We start from the raw sequence: 19,385 nt of genomic DNA on the forward strand, positions 1-19,385 counted from the left end.
TTTACATTGTAACGCTTTTTAGATAATTCTGTCTATTTAAAGAAAACAATTTTTTCCATATGAAAAGGACATGCTCATATAGTACGAGCATGTCCTTCCTATTAATTAAGATTCGCGATCTTCATGTGCACGATCTTTTTTCAATACTTTTGATAAGAATTCATAAACAAGTGGTACGACAACGAGCGTTAAAGCAGTTGAACTGATTAAACCACCAATTACGGTAATCCCTAAACCTTTCGAAATTAGACCGCCACCTTCAGCGCCAATGGCAAGTGGAATTAGTGCACCAATTGTTGCGATGGCTGTCATTAGAATTGGGCGTAAACGTGTTGCACCTGCTTCTAAAATTGCTTCACGCATTGGTAACCCATCATGTTCCATATGAATGATTCGGTCAACCAATACAATCGCATTCGTGACAACAATACCGACGAGCATCAGTACCCCAATGAGAGAAGATACAGAAATTGTTTCGCCACCAATCCATAGTGCAACAAGTGCACCAATAACTGTGAATGGTAGTGAGAATAAAATTGAGAATGGTGCAAGACCTTCTCCAAATGTAACAACAAGTGTGAAGTATACAATCGCAATTGCTGCAATAATGGCAAGTGCTAATTTCGTGAATGAATCACGAATATCTTCTGTTACACCGCCTGTTTTAATTTCTACGTTATTTGGAAGATCTAATTTATCAATTTTTTCTTGTGCTACAGATGAAGCTTTTGTGACGTCTTTACTTGTTACAGTTGCTGTAACTGTTGCATAGTACTTACCTTCACTACGGCTAATTTGTGTCTGTGCACGATCTTCTTTTACAGTAACAAGATTTTTCAGTTTCACTTCTTGTCCTGTAGGTGTTTTAATTTTTTGCTCTAATACACGATCAAATGTATCTGGTTCTTTTACAGAAGAATACACTTCTACGTTGATTTCTTTTCCTTCATCCATAACCGTTGTTAAAACTGTTGCTGGAATGTTTGGATTGATCATTAAAGCTACTTGGTTCGTTGTTAAACCATATTTATTTAACTCATCTTCTTTTACAACTAAGTTTTTCTCATCGAAAGCTTCTTGTAATGAAGATTTTGCATCTTTTACATTTTTGTTATCTTGTAAGATTTTTTCGACTTTTGCTACAACAGGGCGGATATCTTCGATTGTATTACCATAGACTGAATATGATAATTCATTATTTGAAGCACCACCAGCGAAGTTTTGTTGTTTCCATTCACCTGGTTGTTTAATTGCGCGCACGTCTTTTACAAGCTTTTCGCTCTTCGTTGCGAAGTCTTTTGTATCTGGGTCATAAATAATAAACATTAAAGCACTATTTGATGAACCAGGGTTTAAAGGATTTTGCCCACCGATTGATGTCTGGATGGTTTCAACTTCTTTATTTTTTGAAACGATTTGCTCGATTTCATCTACGTTTTCAACTACTTGATCACGTGTTTGACCAGCTTTTGGTGTGTACGTTAAATACACTAGTTTTTGTTCGTCATCTGGTAAGAAACTGAACCCTACGACAGGTGCTAAGAATAGACTAGCTACAAGCACAACAATTGAGCCACCAAATGTTACAAGCTTATGGTTTAACACCCAATTTAATAGCTTTTTATAGCCTGTAGCTACTTTACCATGATGGTCTTTTTTAACAATCTTATCTCCATAAATTTTCTTTTTAAAGAGTGTATGGGCAAGTGCTGGAACAATTGTAATCGCAATGACAAGTGACGCAATTAATGCGACAGCCATTGTAATACCGAATGGTAAGAATAGCTCACCTACAAGTCCTCCAACTAATCCTACAGGTAAGAATACGGCAATTGTTACGACTGTAGAAGATAGAATTGGTCGGAACATTTCAAGTGTTGCTGAACTAATTAAAGCACGTCCGCGTAACTTTTCATTTTCTAAATGAATTCGGCGATAAATATTTTCGACGACGACAATGGAGTCATCAATTACACGTCCAATCGCAACTGTCATCGCACCAAGTGTCATAACATTCAGTGAGATATCTAAGTATCGTAAGACAATGACTGCAATTAATAATGACATTGGAATCGAAATGATTGAAATGATTGTAGAACGAATATCACGTAAGAATAACATGATGATAATAACAGCAAAAATAGCACCGAATAATGCTTTATCTAACATCGTGCTTACTGAATCTTCAATCGGTTTCCCTTGGTCAAGTGTGACATCAATTGCCATACCTTTATTATCTTTTTCAAACTGATCTGCTGTTTTCTTTACGTCATTAACCACATCCACTGTATTTGCTTCTTGTGATTTCACAACTTGAACAGCGATTGCATCTTTACCATTTGTACGTGAAATGGATTCCACTTCACCTTTTAATTGAATTTTTGCTAACTCTTTCAATTTAACAACTGACTTTGTTTGTTGCTGTTGTGCCGCAGCTGCTGCAGCTGGATTTGCTGCTAATGCAGCTTGTTGCTGTGCTGATGCCTGATTTTGAACAGGAATCTCTAAATTTTCTAATTGTTTTAATGATGTTAATTTACCATCTACTAATACAACTTGTTCCGAATCTTTAAATTGGAAAATACCTAGTGGCGATTCGACATCCATATCTTGAACGAATTGTTTAATAGAATCTTCTGTTAAGCCATATTCTTTTAGCTTATCGTTGTTGTATGTAACGAGTACTTTCTTAACTTGTTGACCCGATACAGATACAGAAGAAACACCATCTACACCTTCAACCTTTGGAACAAAGTAATCTTCGACTGTTTTTGTTAATTGATCAATTGTTTGGTCTTTGTCACTTACACTAAGTGCTAAAACAGGGAAAGCATTGATACTTACGCGATCGATAACAGGTGTTGTCGCAGCGTCAGGTAATTTTACCTTTTCAATTGCTTCTTTAATATCTGCACGTGCTTCTTTCATATCTGTGCCATATTTAAACTCGATTTGAATACTTGAGGCATTTTCATATGAATTTGAATAAACATTTTCAACATTTTTTAAATTTTGAACTGCTTTTTCAAACGGGGTGGATACTTTTTCTTCGACTTGTTGTGGACTCGCTCCTGGATATGCTGTATTCATTGTAATAATTGGTACAGAAATATCAGGGATTGTCTCCATCTTCATTTTTAATCCTGAATATACACCAGCAGCAGCTAATATTAAGGTCATGAGCCAAACTGCTAATTTGTTTTTCAGAACAAATTGAATAAACTTTTTCACACTTGCACCGCCTTTTGACTTTTTCTTTAATCTTTACTTATAATACTGACTGATGGACATTCTTTTAGCAAGTTTTGACTAAACAGTCATTAATGTTAATATTAAGTGACTATTTGGTCACATGTCAAATAAAAGGAGGCGATTTACATTGACTAAAAAAGAAATAATTATTGAAAAAGCTATCGAACTCTTCTCAAAAAATTCAATCGCCAATACTTCCATTCAAGACATTACAGATGCTTGTGGAATTTCAAAAGGTGCGTTTTATTTATCTTTTCGTTCTAAAGATGACTTGTTGATTGAAATTATCGATCAATTTATTAAAGAACTAACAATTTCTTTTGAACTCTTAATGAATGACCCACGTCCACCGAGACAAAAATTAGAAAAGTTTTGTGATTCTACTTTACGCGTTTTTAATGAACGTTTTCCTTTACTTGAGATGCTTATCACAGAGAGTAGTAAAAGCTTAAAAACGGAATTGCTTGAACGTATTCAAATTTTTAATCGTAGTCTTAATGATATTACCCTTTTCTTACTCGAAAATACGTATGGTGCAAAAATTGAAAAAAATAAATATGACTTACAATTGTGTTTTAAAGGCATTGTGCAAAGTTATATTGACTTTATTATTCATCATAAAAACGACTTAGAATTCAAAAAAATTTCGCATATGATTATGCAGTATATGGATGCACTTGTTGAACAACAGTTCGAACCAACATTAGACGCGTCTGTTTTCGCCTCACAGTTTTCATGTGCACCAGAACCTCAAGCAGTTCAACAAATTATTTCAGATGAGATTAAGCGTTGTAAAAAATTATATAGTGCGGATCATTTTTATGGACAGACTATTCATGCCATAGAAAAAGAAATGATTAAAGATAATCCACAGCTTGTTATTTTAAATGCACTTGCTACAAACCTTATGTCTGAAAAAGAGTTACGCTGGCTAGCTACTTTAGTAAGAAGGTTATACCCAAAACCCACTACTTGATTTTCAAAAAATAGAACCAAAAAACGAGAAATCATTTGATTTCTCGTTTGATATTTAAACTAATTTAAATGTATTTACATATCTTCGTTACGCTTCTTTTTTTTACTAAAGAACCAAGTAAATAGAAGAGCGAAGAAAAAGATTGGAATCGCTACCCCTTGTCCTGCTAAGGCTCTTGCTATAACACCCTCATCTGAGTGGCGATTAATCAATCCCATAGCAAACAGCCCAACTGCGATTACATATAGAGCAATAGGTATCCATAATAATTTCATCATATTAATTCCTCCCTGTATCCAATGTTTATCCTACTCACATAAGAATAAACATCATAACCTAAAAACAGGAAATTGGTTTTATTTGTATGGATATTATTACTATTAAATAATTATTTTAACAGGTATATAATGGTAATATTATAGAACTGGCGAGCTACCTCCATCAATATTCAAAGATGTTCCCGTTATATACGATGCCGCGTCAGATAATAAAAATAGAATCGCTTTTGCAGCTTCTTCAGCTTCTCCAATTCGACCAAGTGGGATGTCATGTCCCATTTCATTACTATATTCTTCCCATGTTAAATTCGGCGCTTCTTTCTTCCATTTTCGTTCTACTTGCGCACTACGTATTAATCCAATGCAGACCGCATTTACACGAATACCATATTCACCCAAATCTTTACTCATTGTATTTGTTAAAGCAAGTCCTGCAGCTCGACTAACAGATGTAGGCATTGAATGTTTCCAACCTGCTTTTCCAGAAATAGCTGTCACATTGACAATTGCTCCTACACCTCTTTCTTTCATATGTGGAACTGCTGCTTGAGAACAATTGATGGCACCAAATAGTTTTAAATTTAAGTCTTGCTCCCACTGCTCTGCAGAAATATCCATAAAGGCATTCGTAGATGAAATGCCTGCGTTATTTACTAATAAATCAATGCGCTTAAATTTAGTTACAGCACTCATTATTAATTTTTCACAGTCAGACTTTCTTGTAACATCAGCCACAATCGCGAGGACACGCTGACCCGTTTCTTTTTCAATCTTATTTGCAGCTTCCATTAATGTATCTTCTTGACGACCACAAATAACAACATTTGCACCTTCGATTACAAGTTGCTTAGCTGTTGCAAAACCAATTCCTCTCGACCCTCCAGTTACAATTGCCGTCTTTCCAAGTAATCCTAAATTCATACGTATGAACCTCCCAATTCTAAAACGCAACAAACTCTTTACTCATTATTTTACATAATTACTTTAAATAGACAACAGTTTATTAAAATAACGAAAAAAAACACTCACCTTTACCTAAATAAAAGTGAGTGTTTTGACATACATATTTTTTTAGAAATAAGATGTTCTATTTATTTTTTAGCTACCATGTGAATAGGAGTTCCTAAAGCAACTTCTGCAGCTTCCATGATAATTTCACCTAATGTTGGGTGAGCATGAATTGTCATTGCTACGTCTTCTAATGTCATACCGCCTTCGATTGCTAATGCAAGTTCAGCGATTGTATCAGAAGCACCAACACCTACGATTTGACCACCAAGGATTAAACCGTCTTCTTTACGAGCAACAATTTTAGCAAAACCGTCTGTTTCGTTAAGAGCTAATGCACGACCATTTGCACCAAATGCAAATTTACCTACTGATACTTCATAGCCCTCAGCTTTTGCTTGTTCTTCGTTAAGACCTACAGAAGCCATTTCTGGATCTGTGAAGCATACTGCTGGAATTGCAAGGTAATCAACGATTGACGTTTCACCTGCGATTGCTTCAGCCGCTACTTTACCTTCGTAAGAAGCTTTGTGTGCTAATTGTAAACCTGGTACAACGTCACCAATTGCATAGATGTTTGATACGCTTGTACGGCATTGTTTATCAACTTTGATTAGACCACGTTCTGCAAATTCGATACCTACAGATTCAAGACCCATTTCGTCTGTATTTGGACGACGACCTACTGTTACTAATACGTAATCAGCTTCAACTGTTTTTGTTTCGCCTTTTACTTCATAAGTAACTTTAACGCCATCTTCTGATTCTTCAACACCTTGTGCTAAAGCTTCAACTTCTACAGTAACGCCTTTTTTCTTAAGACCTTTTTTAACGATTTGTGTCATTTGTTTTTCGAAACCAGCAAGAATATCTTTACCGCCTTCAAGAATTGTTACTTCAGAACCTAAGTTTGCGTAAGCAGAACCTAATTCAGTACCGATGTATCCACCGCCGATTACAACTAATTTCTTAGGTAATTCAGTTAGGTTTAGAGCACCTGTTGAGTTGATTACACGCTTTGTAAATTTGAAGCTTGGAATCTCAACTGGACGTGAACCAGTAGCGATAATTAAGTTTTTGAAGTTGTAGTGTTGAGAACCTGATTCAGTTGCAACAGTTAAAGAATTTGTGTCGTTTAGGTATGCTTCACCCATAACCACTTCAATACCGTTACCTTTTAATAAACCAGAAACACCGCCAGTTAATTTTTTAACAACGCTTTCTTTGAATGCTTGCGCTTTAGCGAAGTCTAATTTAACTTCTGAAGCGATTACACCCATGTCATCAGATTCTTTTGCTTGAACAAAACGATGACCTACAGAGATCATAGCTTTTGATGGAATACAACCAACGTTTAGACAAACGCCACCTACGTATTCTTTTTCGATTACTGTTACTTTTTGTCCTAATTGTGCTGCACGAATTGCTGCAACGTATCCACCAGGGCCTGCTCCAATTACTATTGTATCTGTCTCGATTGGGAAATCTCCTACTACCATGATATTACGCCTCCATTAATAATAATTCTGGCTCACTTAACAAACGTTTTAAATGATTCATAGCGTTTTGCGCAGTGGCACCATCGATCATACGATGATCAAAGCTCAATGATAATGCTAACACAGGTGCGGCTACAATTTCACCATTTTTTATTACAGGTTTTTCTGCAATACGTCCAATACCTAAAATTGCAACCTCTGGATGATTGATAACAGGTGTAAACCATTGACCACCAGCTGAACCAATATTTGAGATTGAACATGAAGCACCTTGCATCTCATTAGGTGCTAGTTTACCATCTCTCGCTTTTTCTGCAAGTGTATTTATTTCATCCGAAATCGCAAACACTGATTTACGATCAGCATGTTTAATTACAGGAACTAGCAATCCGCGTTCTGTATCTGCTGCAATTCCAATGTTGTAATAATGTTTTTGAATGATTTCGTTTGTTGCGTCATCCAACGAACGATTGAATTCTTTGAATTTGCGTAGGGTACTTACTAGAGCTTTTACCACGTATGGTAAATATGTTAGCTTAATACCCTCTTCAGCTGCAATATTTTTGAACTTTTTACGATGTGCAACAAGATTCGTAACATCTACTTCATCCATCAATGTTACATGTGGCGCAGTATGTTTTGAATTTACCATTGCTTTTGCAATCGCACGACGAATTCCAGACATTTTTTCACGTGTTTCTGGGAATTCACCTTCTAAGTTTACAGGAGTTGAAGCTACTTCAGGTGCTTGAGTAGTTTCTTCTGTATTTTCAGAAGCGACAGTTGTTTCTGCTGGTTGTTTACCATGATTTAGAATATCTTCTTTTGTTACGCGTCCGTTCTTACCTGTTCCCTCTACTACAGAGATATCTACACCTTGTTCACGTGCAAACTTACGAACAGATGGTAAAGCAATGACACGTTTTGAAGTATTTGAAGGTTCAACAATCTCTGGTGCTTTTGAAGTTTCTACAGTTTCTTCTTTTACTGGAGCCTCTTCTTTTGCTGGTGTTTCTTCTTCTTCCTCTTCTTCATCATGATGACCTTTTAATTGAAGATCTTCATATCCAGGTGCATCAATTTTCAGTAGAACTGTACCTACAGTTGTTAATGTACCTTCTTCTACTAAAACTTCTAAAATCGTACCGTCCACAGGAGATGGAATTTCAACAACCGCTTTATCGTTTTGAACCTCTGCTAAAATATCGTCTTCTTTTACTTCTTGACCTGGTTTGACAAACCACTGAACGATTTCACCTTCGTGGATTCCCTCTCCAATATCTGGTAATCGGAATTCAAATGCCATGTTGCTTCACCCTTCCTTTTTTATGATTAGAATGTTAAAACTTTTTTCGCTGTTGCCATAACATCTTTATAATTTGGTAACCAAGCTGCTTCTGCTTGCGGATAAGAATAAATTGTATCTGGTGCTGTTACACGTAATACAGGTGCTTCTAAACTTAGAATTGCACGTTCTGTAATTTCAGTTACAACGTTCGCTGCAATACCTGCTTGTTTTTGTGCTTCTTGTACAACGATTGCACGATTTGTTTTCTCAACAGACGCAATAATTGTTTCAATATCAAGTGGTTGAACTGTACGTAAGTCTACTACTTCTACTGAGTAACCATCTTTTTCTAATGCTTCAGCTGCTTTTAATGATTCTTGAACCATTGCACCGTATGCAAAAATTGATAAATCTGTACCTTCACGTTTTACATCCGCTTTTCCAAGTGGAATTGTGTATGACTCTTCTGGAACTTCTTCACGGAATGAGCGGTATAATTTTAAATGCTCTAAGAAAATAACAGGGTCATTATCACGAATAGATGAGATTAATAATCCTTTTGCATCGTATGGTGTTGAAGGAATAACTACTTTTAAACCTGGTTGTGAAGCCATTAAACCTTCTAAACTATCTGAGTGCATTTCAGGTGTGTGTACACCACCGCCGAATGGTGAACGAATTGTTACAGGTGCATTTAATGCGCCGCCTGAACGGTAGCTCATACGTGCTAATTGACCTGAAATTGAATCCATTACTTCATATACAAAGCCGAAGAATTGAATCTCTGGCACTGGTCGGAAACCTTGAAGTGCTAAACCGATTGCTAAACCACCAATTCCTGATTCTGCAAGTGGTGTATCGAATACGCGATCGACACCGAATTCTTTTTGAAGACCTTCAGTGGCACGGAATACCCCACCGTTTACACCAACGTCCTCACCAAAAACGAGCACGTTTTCATTGTCTTTTAACTCACATCTTAAAGCGTCTGTAATTGCTTGAACCATTGTCATTTGTGCCATCGGTTATTTCGACTCCTTCTCTTTGTAGATTTCATATTGCTCTTTTAAGTTATATGGAAGTTCATCTTTATGCATGATTGAAATTAAATCTGTTACTTTTTGTTTTTGTACGCCATCTGCTTGTTTAATCGCTGCTTTGATTTCTTCTTTTGCTTTTTCGATTACTTCAGTTTCTTTTTCTTCGCTCCAAATGCCTTTTGCTTCAAGGTATTTACGGAAACGAACAACAGGATCTTTTTTCTCCCACTCGCTATCTGTTTCTGATGAACGGTAACGTGTTGGATCATCACCAGCCATTGTATGTGGGCCGTAACGGTAACATACAGTTTCGATGAATGATGGGCCTTCTCCAGCTACTGCACGTTCACGCGCATCACGTGTTGCTACATATACTGCTAATGGGTCCATACCATCTACTTGAATACTTGGTATACCAGCTGCTACACCTTTTTGTGCAATTGTTGTTGCAGATGTTTGTAAAGCACGTGGTGTTGAAATCGCGAATTGGTTATTTTGTACGATGAAAATTGCAGGTGATTTGAATGCACCAGCAAAGTTAATGCCTTCGTAGAAATCACCTTGTGATGAACCACCATCACCAGTGTATGTGACAGCAACTGATTTTTTACCGCGTTTTTGCATACCAAGTGCTACACCAGCAGTTTGAATGTATTGTGCACCGATAATAATTTGTGGTGGTAATACATTTACGTCCTCAGGAATTTGACCACCTACGAAATGGCCGCGTGACCATAGGAACGCTTTCCATAAAGGTAAACCATGTAATACAATTTGTGGCACATCACGGTAACCAGGAAGAATATAATCTTCTTTTTCAAGTGCAAAGTGTGATGCAATTTGTGATGCCTCTTGTCCAGCTGTAGGTGCATAGAAACCTAAGCGTCCTTGTCTATTTAAAGAGATTGAACGTTGGTCTAAAATACGTGTAAATACCATACGTGACATTAATTCAACTAACTCTTCATCTGATAATTTAGGATCTAAAGCGTCATTTACGATTTCGCCATTTTCATTTAAAATTTGAACCATTTCAAACTTCTCTTCAATTTCTTGTAAGTTTTTTACTGGATCAAAAAGGTTATTGTTTGAAGTCATCCTCTTACATCTCCTTTGTAACTGTATTATTTAAAATTCCAAAATCATTAGTACAACTATATCTGTTCTCAGTATACTGAATTCGTTTTCATACGTCAATCACTTAATTCACTGTTTTGTCATATTATTTTCTTTTAGGTACTGTATTATATATTTCAATGCACCTGTATTATAATACAGATGGTTTTTTCTGGTTTTAATGTAGCACAGATACGAGCCTATACGTTTGATTATTCCCACCCCACATACGAGTGAAACAATGGAGAATATTGGATTGTCGGGCTTTTTTTATTGCTGATTTGGCGTATTGTTATATACTTATGAATAGATATTGTTTGGAAAGGGAGATTACCATGATTTTAATGAAAGATATTATTCGCGAAGGGCATGAAACACTTCGCATGAAAGCAGAGGAAGTACCATTTCCTCTGACAGACGAATTACGTGAATTCGGTGAAGAATTACTTGAATTCTTAATCAATAGCCAAGATCCTGAAATGGCTGAAAAGTATGAGCTGCGTTCAGGAATCGGCATTGCAGCACCACAAGTAAATCGTTCAATTCGCATGTTTGCTCTACATGTACCAAAAGACAATGGTGAGATGTTAAGCGAAATCATCGTCAATCCGAAAATCGTCAGTCATTCTGTAGAAGAAACATATCTTCCTGGCGGCGAAGGTTGTCTATCAGTTGATCGTGATGTACCTGGATACGTTCCACGCCCACAACGCATTACCGTAAAATATAAAGACTTAGATGGCGTAGAGAAAAAAGTACGTTTGAAAAATCTTCCTGCAATTGCTTTCCAACATGAGCTAGACCACCTAAATGGTGTTATGTTCTATGATCGAATCAATAAGGAAAATCCTTTTTATGAGGCACCTAACTCACATCCTTTAGAGGAAGCATAATTATAAAAGAAGAGGAATCGCTCGTTTCAATCGTGCGATTCCTCTTTTCTTCATTATTTGCAAAGACCTAGACGACGCATTGCTTTTGATAAGCCATCTTCATCTACATGTTCTGTTATAATGCTCGCTGCTTCTTTTACACGCTCAGGGCTATTCCCCATTGCAACACTCGTACCTTCTTTTGCAACAAGTTCAAGCATTTCAATATCATTTAACCCATCACCAAAGACCATTGTATCTGCTAACGTAAAATCAGTATGTTGAATAAATTGTTCAATGCCATATGCTTTAGACACATCATGATTGATTACATCATCTGAATACTTATGCCAACGAATAAATGCTAACTCTGGAAAAGCCTTTAAATAACGTGGTTTTTCTTCTTCTGGAACATACAGAAGCGCTTGATAAATATCCGCTTCTTTCCAGTGATTCAAATCGTATTCAGGCATTGGGTAGAATAATGAATCCATACTTGCTTTTACGTGATCATCATATTCTGTTGTCGATGTCATACGTTGCTCATCTAAATAAACAACTGGATACCCATCTTTTTCTGCTTCTGTTGCAAGTCGTTCAAGTACATCTGCTGGGATTGGACGTTTAGAAATTGTTTTCCCCTGATAAACGACAAATTGACCATTAAAACTAACGTAGCTGTCAATGTCTAGCTCTTCACTTACTTCTTTTAAAAAGAACGGAGAGCGCCCTGTTGCGATGGCTACTTCATGCCCATTTGCTCTTGCCTCTTCAATTGCTTTCTTTGTTGCTTCAGGAATTTTTTTTGATGTGTTATAGAGTGTACCGTCTATATCAAAAAATAATAACTTTTTCTTCAATTCCTAAACTCCTCCCTAACTACTCATACTTTTATATGTTCTTAATTCTAACACACTCTAAGCTTTTTTGTTGTTCTCACTCTTTCTTCCTTATTATATGTCAAGTTAAATAACTTTACTCTCATGTCGTTATCACTTATACTATAACTAGGGAGTGATACGCCATGTTTAAACGTCTTAAAAAACGACTGTTGAAAAGGCTTCGTGGCTTACTCGAAAAGAAAACGGTAGCTTAGTGATGAAGAGAGATGGGACTTGATGTACTTCGAGTCTGATCTCTCTTCCTTTTGACATCCAAACCTGAAATGCAATTTTTATCGGGGTTTTCTTTATTTTATATTGGTGTCATGATAATATATAAGAAATGCAACATATTTTGAACGTGTTAAAGGAGAGCAAATAAAATGATTTACAAAGTTTATTATCAAGAAAGCCAGCTTCAAGTTCCAGTTCGCGAAAATACTAAAAGCCTATATCTTGAAGCAGCAGATCCACGTGAAGTACGTGCACTGCTAGCTGATCGTGGCTACAACATCGAATTAATTCAATTGCTTGAGGGTAATTACCTAGAGTATGAACAAGCAAGCGAAAACTTCCACTTGGAGCAATTCTAAGTAGATGAAATTCGTCAAAAATGACCAAACAGCTGTTTTCGCACTTGGCGGACTGGGCGAAATCGGCAAAAATACGTATGCGGTTCAATTTCAGGATGAAATCATTCTGATTGACGCAGGAATTAAGTTTCCAGAAGATGACCTACTAGGCATCGACTATGTAATCCCTGATTACACTTATCTTGTTAGAAATGTTGATAAAATTAAAGGTCTCTTTATTACGCATGGTCATGAAGATCATATTGGCGGTATTCCTTACTTATTACGCCAACTTAATGTTCCTGTCTATGGTGGTAAACTAGCACTTGGTTTATTACGTAATAAATTAGACGAACATGGTTTACTACGCACAACAAAATTAATCGAAATTAAAGAAGAAGATGTTATCAAATTCAGAAAAACATCTGTTAGTTTCTTTAGAACAACTCACAGTATTCCAGATGCTTTAGGTGTAGTCGTTAAAACACCTCCTGGTAATATCGTGCATACAGGTGACTTCAAATTTGATTTCACACCTGTTGGAGAACCAGCCAACCTAACGAAAATGGCTGAAATCGGTAAAGAAGGCGTACTATGCCTACTATCTGATAGTACAAATGCTGAGGTTCCTAACTTTACAATGTCTGAACGTAAAGTCGGCGAAAGCATTGATGAAATCATGCGTAAAGTAGATGGTCGTATTATTTTTGCAACATTTGCATCAAATATTCATCGTTTACAACAAGTAACAGATGCTGCGGCTAAATTCGGTCGTAAAGTAGCTGTATTCGGACGTAGTATGGATAATGCCATCACGATTGGTCGTGAACTTGGCTACATTACAGCTCCAAAAGAAACATTTGTTGACGCACAAACTTTAAATCGCCTTCCAGCGAATGAAGTGATGATTTTATGTACGGGTTCTCAAGGTGAACCAATGGCAGCACTATCTCGTATTGCAAATGGTACACACCGTCAAATTCAAATTCAACCTGATGATACAGTGATTTTCTCTTCTTCACCAATTCCAGGTAATACTACAAGCGTGAATAAGATTATCAACTTACTTTATCGCGCAGGTGCAGATGTTATTCACGGTTCATTGAATAACATTCATACATCTGGTCACGGTTCTCAACAAGAACAAAAATTAATGTTACGTTTAATGAAGCCTAAATTCTTCATGCCAATCCACGGTGAGTACCGTATGCTTCGTATGCATGCAAGCCTTGCTGTTGATTGTGACGTACCTGAAGAGAATATCTTCATTATGGAGAACGGTGATGTTCTTGCATTAAGTTCTGATGAGGCACATGTTGCTGGTCGCATTCCTTCTGGTGATGTGTACATCGATGGTAACGGAATCGGTGATATTGGTAATATCGTTTTACGCGATCGTCGTATTCTTTCAGAAGAAGGTCTTGTGATTGTTGTTGTAAGTGTTGATATGGAAAACCAACGTATCGTATCAGGTCCAGATATCATTTCACGTGGCTTCGTTTACATGCGTGAGTCAGGTATGATGATTAATGAAGCACAACAAATGCTAAATCGTCATCTACAAGAATCAGTTAAGGAAAAAACAACACAGTGGTCAGATTTGAAAAATGAGATTACTGATGTGTTAACACCTTACCTATACGAAAAAACAAAACGTCGTCCAATGGTTTTACCAATCATTATGGAAGTCTAAATAGAAAAGAGGCTGGGACATAAATCGCTTTCAGTCACACAAAAAGGAGATTGCCTACACAATCTCCTTTTTTGTGTGATTTTTTTCATACGTGATGTAGTGTTTTACCCTCTCATCGCATACTTTCTTAGATTGGTCGCCATTAAGGTACGTCCAATTTCATTTCGGACCTTCGATTTTCCACGAAGTGAAAATCGAGTGAAACCTAAATTCGCCTTCAAAAATCCAAAAACTGGTTCCACATCGATTTTTCGTTTTCGATAAATGGCGCCTATCTTTACCTCTGAAAGCATCGCTTGAATTATTTTCTTCTGTTCTTCCCAATGCGTATTCACATGTATATATTTTAAAATGGCGTGTAAATCCTGTCTTATCCGTACGTGTTGAATCGTATTGGTACGTTACTAATTGTCCATTAAGGCAAGTATAACAATCTGTCGTTGCGTTATATGTCCAATTGCTTGTTTTAAAAGAATCTTTAAGATATTTTCGTTACTGTCCTTTGCGATACATACCATCTGTAATTTAAATTTTAACAGGAAAAGCTCTTTTTTTGTATCCTGTTTTTGTTTTGGCTGGGCGTGTGTTACTTCTGTGGGAACAGCACGAGCAGAATATCCGCAGACAGACCAAAAACAGGCTGGGACAAAACATGTCATTTTCCTTTTTTAGCGTTCGCAACGAAAAACCGGAACCGTGCTACAGCGCGATTCCAGTTTTTTTATGCTCATATAAGATGTGTTTTTTGCCCTTATGTCCCAGCCTGTCTTGCTTTTAACTAGGGCTTTGTCCTAGCTTCTCCTTTAGTTCAACATCTTTTTCTCAAAACGACTAATATCCGCATCTGCACCAATAACGATTAAAATATCGCCTTCAATGATTTTTTCATCTGCTGCAGGTGACACAATAATATCTTGGTCGCGCTTAATCGCTACAATGTTAATGCCATAGCGTACACGAATATCTAATCCAATAATCGTATGTCCAGCGAGTAAACGATTGGCCTTAATCTCCATAATTGAGTGTTCGTCTGATAGTTCTAGATAGTCTAAAACGTTATTTGACATCATATTATTGGCGATTCGAATACCCATATCGCGTTCTGGATGCACAACATGATCTGCGCCAATTTTTCGTAACACTTTTTCATGATAGTCATTTTGTGCTTTTACCGTAATTTTCTGCACACCGATTTCTTTTAACATTAAAGTCGTTAAAATACTCGATTGAATGTCATCACCAATTGCCACAATCACATGCTCGAAATTTCGAATACCGAGTTGTTTTAGTACCGTTTCATCTGTTGTATCTGCCATGACAGCTTGCGTCGCAATTTTTGAGAATTCATTTACACGCTCTGCAAACTTATCAATCGCCATCACATCTGCGCCCTGGTTCACTAGTTCATTTACGATACTACCACCAAAACGTCCTAGTCCAATGACTACGAACTCTTTTTTCATGTTTATTCCTCCGATTTCTCGAAACTACCTATCTCATCTTATTCTATCAAAAATCTTTAAAACCACAATACAATAGCCCATACGAAAAGAGACTGCCATGTCTGTAGCAGTCTCTCTCTTTATCTTTATAGGAGTTTGTTTGTTAATGGGCCACGTTGGTGAGGCGTAGCTCAAAAAATTCGTAGTTTTTTCATCGCAATCATTATATACATATAGCGTGTTGTTAGGGTGACATTAATCTAAAAGAACACGCTATATAAGAATCATTTCAGGGTCAGCTGTTTTTTAGTGTTAGATTAATGTATGAATTAAGCTATTTTTTTATAACTTGAAGTTGTTAGGAACTCTTCAAACTCATCTTGTAAGATTAAGTCTGTAAAAATTTCTGCTGCTTCATTAAATTTACCAGCATTATATTGTTCTTCGCCAAATTGCTCTTTTAAAACATCTAGTTCCTCAGCTAAGATCTGTTTGAATAATTCAGCTGTAATATCTTCGCCAGTTACAAGCTTACCGTCTGCATGGCGAATCCATTGCCAAATTTGTGTACGTGAAATTTCTGCTGTTGCTGCATCTTCCATCAGGTGGTTGATTGGTGCAGCACCGTTTCCACGTAACCAAGAGGCGATGTACTGAACACCTACGCTACAGTTCATGCGCAGACCTTCTTCTGTAATCGTTCCAATTGGCACTTCTAATAAATCAGCCGCTGTTACATGAACATCGTCACGTTTACGGTCGATTTGGTTCGGTGTTGGCATATGCTCATCAAATTGTTCCATCGCAACAGCAACTAAATCAGGATGCGCTACCCATGTACCATCATGACCATCTGTTGCTTCACGACGCTTATCTTCACGCACTTTTTGGAATGCAGCTTCGTTAGCTTCTGGATCATTTTTAATTGGAATTTGTGCAGCCATACCACCCATTGCAGGTGCATTACGCTTATGACATGTTTTAATACATAGCGTTGAATACGCTCTCATAAATGGTGATGTCATCGTTACCTGACCGCGGTCTGGTAAAATCACTTCACCTTTATTGCGTAGACGCTTGATATAACTAAAGATGTAATCCCAACGTCCACAGTTTAAACCAGCAGAGTGGTCACGTAGTTCATAAAGAATTTCATCCATTTGGAATGCTGCTGTAATTGTTTCAATTAATACAGTTGCTTTGATTGTGCCATGCGGTAAATCAAATGTTTCTTCTGCATAGTTGAATACATCATTCCATAATCGTGCTTCTAAGTAACTTTCTAACTTTGGTAAGTAGAAATATGGACCTGTTCCACGCTCTAATGCAGCTTTTGCATTGTGGAAGAAATATAGACCGAAGTCAAAGAAGCTAGCAGACATTGGTGAACCATCCACTTCTACATGCTTTTCGTTCATGTGTAAACCACGTGGACGTACAAGTAATGTAGCTGTTTCTTCTTTTAAAGCATATTTTTTACCATTCGCTGGATTCTCAAATGAGATTGTTTTAGCGATAGCATCTTTCATATTCTTTTGTCCATGAATCATGTTCTCCCATGTTGGTGAAGTAGCATCTTCAAAACAAGCCATGAACATTTTTGCGCCTGAATTCAAAGCATTGATAACCATTTTACGATCAACAGGGCCTGTAATTTCAACACGACGGTCTTGTAAATCAGCTGGTAAAGGTGCAATTGTCCAATCCGATTCACGAATTTCTTTTGTTTCTTCTAAGAAATCTAATGTGCCACCGTTATCTAACTCACGTTGACGTTCTTGACGTGCTTCTAATAGGGCTAAACGACGGTCATTGAATTTCACTTGAAGTGATGCAATAAATTGCAGTGCTTCAGGTGTTAAGATTTCTTTTGTTACTTCGTCTTGTGGCCCTAAAACACGAATGTTTGCGGATGTCTGTTGCATATTCTCTTCCTCCCAGTTTTTCATTAATTTTAGAAAAGAGCTATGGTTGTAAGCGATTTACTATTGTCATAAATCCCATAGCTCTTTTGAGTTGTTTATTAAATGAATTGAGCTGTTTCAGTTGAGCCCTTCATAGCTGTTGTAGAAGATGTACCACCAGAGATTACTTGTGATACTTCATCGAAGTAACCTGTACCTACTTCACGTTGGTGTTTTGTAGCTGTGTAGCCTAAAGTTTCATCAGCGAACTCAGCTTGTTGTAATTTAGAGTATGCAGCCATACCGTTATCGCGGTAGTCATGCGCTAATTTGAACATGCTGTGGTTTAATGCATGGAAACCAGCTAATGTTACGAATTGGAATTTGTAACCCATTTTACCTAATTCAACTTGGTATTGAGCAATTGTTTCTTCATCAAGGTTCGCTTCCCAGTTGAATGATGGTGAACAGTTATAAGCAAGCATTTTACCAGGGAATTTTGCGTGAATTGCACCTGCGAATTTACGCGCTTCCTCTAGGTCTGGTTTAGATGTTTCACACCATACAAGATCAGCATACGGTGCGTAAGCTAAACCACGAGCGATTGCTTGATCGATACCTGGTTTTGTACGGAAGAAACCTTCTGGTGTACGTTCGCCAGTGATGAAGTCTGCATCACGTGGGTCGATATCGCTTGTTACCATATCTGCTGCGTCTGCATCTGTACGAGCGATGATGATTGTATCAACACCTTGTACGTCTGCTGCTAAACGAGCTGCGATTAAGTTACGGATTGCATTTTGAGTTGGAAGTAATACTTTACCACCTAAGTGACCACATTTTTTCTCAGAAGCTAATTGGTCTTCTAAGTGAACGCCTGCAGCACCCGCTTCAATCATACCTTTGATTAATTCGAATACGTTTAACGGACCACCGAAACCTGCTTCAGCGTCAGCTACGATTGGTGCGAACCAGTCGAAACCGTCGTTACGACCTTCTGCATGGTCGATTTGGTCAGCACGTTGTAGTGCTTGATTAATGCGTTTTACTACTTGCGGTACAGAGTTTGCTGGGTATAAAGATTGGTCTGGGTACATTTGTCCAGCGATATTTGCGTCTGCCGCTACTTGCCAACCACTTAAATAGATTGCTTTTAAACCTGCTTTCACTTGTTGCATTGCTTGGTTACCTGTTAATGCACCTAGTGCGTTAATGAAATCTTCTTCGTGTAAAGATTTCCAAAGGCGAGCAGCACCGCGTTTAGCAAGTGTATGTTCGATTTCAATTGATCCACGTAACTTTAAAACTTCTTCTGCTGAATAAGGACGTTCGATTCCTAACCAGCGGCCATCTTGTGCCCATTTTTCTTCTAAAGCTTTAATTTGTTCTTGTTGTGTCATTTCATCCATCTCCCTTTATTTAAGTAGTAGTAAAACGATAACATTTGACGCTATCAGAAAATACACCCCTGTTTTTTCCAATTTATTTGTTGCATAACAGCTACCGTTGTTATAGACTACTATATAACAACATGATTTACTTGTATTGATTTTCAGACGAAAGA

General features: G+C 37.3%; 16 protein-coding genes. 4 read left to right on the forward strand and 12 right to left on the reverse strand.

The window, feature by feature from the left end; translation table 11 throughout:
* Positions 1-105 precede the first annotated feature (105 nt).
* On the reverse strand, positions 106-3,231 hold the full coding sequence (locus ACKVQX_RS02075; protein WP_409135977.1) for an efflux RND transporter permease subunit: 3,126 nt from the start codon (positions 3,229-3,231) through the stop codon (positions 106-108).
* Positions 3,232-3,379: 148 nt separating this feature from the next.
* Here ACKVQX_RS02075 and ACKVQX_RS02080 point away from each other — a divergent pair, with 148 nt between their 5' ends.
* Positions 3,380-4,228, forward strand: a complete 849-nt coding sequence (locus tag ACKVQX_RS02080) for a TetR/AcrR family transcriptional regulator (protein ID WP_409135978.1) — start codon at positions 3,380-3,382, stop codon at positions 4,226-4,228.
* A 74-nt stretch (positions 4,229-4,302) separates the two neighbouring features.
* On the opposite strand, the gene ACKVQX_RS02085 is transcribed toward ACKVQX_RS02080, so the two are convergent.
* From ACKVQX_RS02085 to pdhA, 6 genes are all read right to left on the reverse strand, one after another.
* Positions 4,303-4,506, reverse strand: a complete 204-nt coding sequence (locus ACKVQX_RS02085; protein WP_087682403.1) for a hypothetical protein — start codon at positions 4,504-4,506, stop codon at positions 4,303-4,305.
* A gap of 138 nt (positions 4,507-4,644) precedes the next feature.
* Positions 4,645-5,427: an SDR family NAD(P)-dependent oxidoreductase gene (locus ACKVQX_RS02090; RefSeq protein WP_409135979.1), complete on the reverse strand. Its 783-nt coding sequence runs from the start codon at positions 5,425-5,427 to the stop codon at positions 4,645-4,647.
* A 170-nt stretch (positions 5,428-5,597) separates the two neighbouring features.
* Positions 5,598-7,013 (reverse strand): dihydrolipoyl dehydrogenase, encoded by a 1,416-nt coding sequence (lpdA, locus tag ACKVQX_RS02095; protein ID WP_068455198.1) that lies wholly within the window; start codon positions 7,011-7,013, stop codon positions 5,598-5,600.
* Between the two features lie 4 nt (positions 7,014-7,017).
* Positions 7,018-8,319 (reverse strand): dihydrolipoamide acetyltransferase family protein, encoded by a 1,302-nt coding sequence (locus ACKVQX_RS02100; RefSeq protein WP_325942948.1) that lies wholly within the window; start codon positions 8,317-8,319, stop codon positions 7,018-7,020.
* 26 nt (positions 8,320-8,345) lie between these two features.
* A complete protein-coding gene (locus ACKVQX_RS02105; RefSeq protein ID WP_068455206.1) occupies positions 8,346-9,323 on the reverse strand; it encodes an alpha-ketoacid dehydrogenase subunit beta in 978 nt (325 codons plus the stop codon).
* Positions 9,324-9,326: 3 nt separating this feature from the next.
* Positions 9,327-10,439, reverse strand: a complete 1,113-nt coding sequence (pdhA, locus tag ACKVQX_RS02110) for a pyruvate dehydrogenase (acetyl-transferring) E1 component subunit alpha (RefSeq protein ID WP_068455209.1) — start codon at positions 10,437-10,439, stop codon at positions 9,327-9,329.
* A 353-nt stretch (positions 10,440-10,792) separates the two neighbouring features.
* Here pdhA and def point away from each other — a divergent pair, with 353 nt between their 5' ends.
* Positions 10,793-11,350 (forward strand): peptide deformylase, encoded by a 558-nt coding sequence (gene def / locus ACKVQX_RS02115; RefSeq protein ID WP_068455212.1) that lies wholly within the window; start codon positions 10,793-10,795, stop codon positions 11,348-11,350.
* A 53-nt stretch (positions 11,351-11,403) separates the two neighbouring features.
* Here the strand turns inward: def and ACKVQX_RS02120 are convergent, their stop codons facing one another.
* Positions 11,404-12,189 (reverse strand): Cof-type HAD-IIB family hydrolase, encoded by a 786-nt coding sequence (locus ACKVQX_RS02120; protein ID WP_068455215.1) that lies wholly within the window; start codon positions 12,187-12,189, stop codon positions 11,404-11,406.
* A gap of 404 nt (positions 12,190-12,593) precedes the next feature.
* On the opposite strand from ACKVQX_RS02120, the gene ACKVQX_RS02125 reads away from it, so the two are divergent.
* Positions 12,594-12,803: a DNA-dependent RNA polymerase subunit epsilon gene (locus ACKVQX_RS02125; RefSeq protein WP_068455218.1), complete on the forward strand. Its 210-nt coding sequence runs from the start codon at positions 12,594-12,596 to the stop codon at positions 12,801-12,803.
* A gap of 4 nt (positions 12,804-12,807) precedes the next feature.
* On the forward strand, positions 12,808-14,475 hold the full coding sequence (gene rnjA, locus ACKVQX_RS02130; protein WP_068455221.1) for a ribonuclease J1: 1,668 nt from the start codon (positions 12,808-12,810) through the stop codon (positions 14,473-14,475).
* 104 nt (positions 14,476-14,579) lie between these two features.
* On the opposite strand, the gene ACKVQX_RS02135 is transcribed toward rnjA, so the two are convergent.
* The 4 genes from ACKVQX_RS02135 to aceA all read right to left on the reverse strand — a co-directional run bounded on the left by ACKVQX_RS02135 (position 14,580) and on the right by aceA (position 19,221).
* Positions 14,580-14,768 carry a transposase gene (locus ACKVQX_RS02135; protein ID WP_409136028.1) on the reverse strand — a complete coding sequence of 63 codons (189 nt, stop codon included), beginning with the start codon at positions 14,766-14,768 and terminating at the stop codon, positions 14,580-14,582.
* Positions 14,769-15,278: 510 nt separating this feature from the next.
* Positions 15,279-15,938 carry a TrkA family potassium uptake protein gene (locus tag ACKVQX_RS02140; RefSeq protein ID WP_068455227.1) on the reverse strand — a complete coding sequence of 220 codons (660 nt, stop codon included), beginning with the start codon at positions 15,936-15,938 and terminating at the stop codon, positions 15,279-15,281.
* 308 nt (positions 15,939-16,246) lie between these two features.
* Positions 16,247-17,842: a malate synthase A gene (gene aceB, locus ACKVQX_RS02145; RefSeq protein ID WP_068455229.1), complete on the reverse strand. Its 1,596-nt coding sequence runs from the start codon at positions 17,840-17,842 to the stop codon at positions 16,247-16,249.
* Between the two features lie 98 nt (positions 17,843-17,940).
* The gene (aceA, locus tag ACKVQX_RS02150; RefSeq protein WP_068455230.1) at positions 17,941-19,221 is read right to left on the reverse strand and encodes an isocitrate lyase; all 1,281 of its coding nucleotides are present in this window, start codon (positions 19,219-19,221) and stop codon (positions 17,941-17,943) included.
* Positions 19,222-19,385: the final 164 nt, after the last annotated feature.

This window comes from Kurthia sp. ISK08, assembly GCF_046159805.1.
Lineage (GTDB): Bacteria > Bacillota > Bacilli > Bacillales_A > Planococcaceae > Kurthia > Kurthia gibsonii.

Coding starts and splice junctions, on each gene's coding strand:
- ACKVQX_RS02140 (WP_068455227.1), bottom strand. CDS start 15,938: ATGAAAAAAGAGTTCGTAGTCATTGGACTAGGACGTTTTGGTGGTAGT.
- def (WP_068455212.1), top strand. CDS start 10,793: ATGATTTTAATGAAAGATATTATTCGCGAAGGGCATGAAACACTTCGC.
- lpdA (WP_068455198.1), bottom strand. CDS start 7,013: ATGGTAGTAGGAGATTTCCCAATCGAGACAGATACAATAGTAATTGGA.
- ACKVQX_RS02085 (WP_087682403.1), bottom strand. CDS start 4,506: ATGATGAAATTATTATGGATACCTATTGCTCTATATGTAATCGCAGTT.
- ACKVQX_RS02100 (WP_325942948.1), bottom strand. CDS start 8,319: ATGGCATTTGAATTCCGATTACCAGATATTGGAGAGGGAATCCACGAA.
- rnjA (WP_068455221.1), top strand. CDS start 12,808: ATGAAATTCGTCAAAAATGACCAAACAGCTGTTTTCGCACTTGGCGGA.
- aceB (WP_068455229.1), bottom strand. CDS start 17,842: ATGCAACAGACATCCGCAAACATTCGTGTTTTAGGGCCACAAGACGAA.
- pdhA (WP_068455209.1), bottom strand. CDS start 10,439: ATGACTTCAAACAATAACCTTTTTGATCCAGTAAAAAACTTACAAGAA.
- ACKVQX_RS02105 (WP_068455206.1), bottom strand. CDS start 9,323: ATGGCACAAATGACAATGGTTCAAGCAATTACAGACGCTTTAAGATGT.
- ACKVQX_RS02135 (WP_409136028.1), bottom strand. CDS start 14,768: ATGCTTTCAGAGGTAAAGATAGGCGCCATTTATCGAAAACGAAAAATC.
- ACKVQX_RS02125 (WP_068455218.1), top strand. CDS start 12,594: ATGATTTACAAAGTTTATTATCAAGAAAGCCAGCTTCAAGTTCCAGTT.
- aceA (WP_068455230.1), bottom strand. CDS start 19,221: ATGACACAACAAGAACAAATTAAAGCTTTAGAAGAAAAATGGGCACAA.
- ACKVQX_RS02090 (WP_409135979.1), bottom strand. CDS start 5,427: ATGAATTTAGGATTACTTGGAAAGACGGCAATTGTAACTGGAGGGTCG.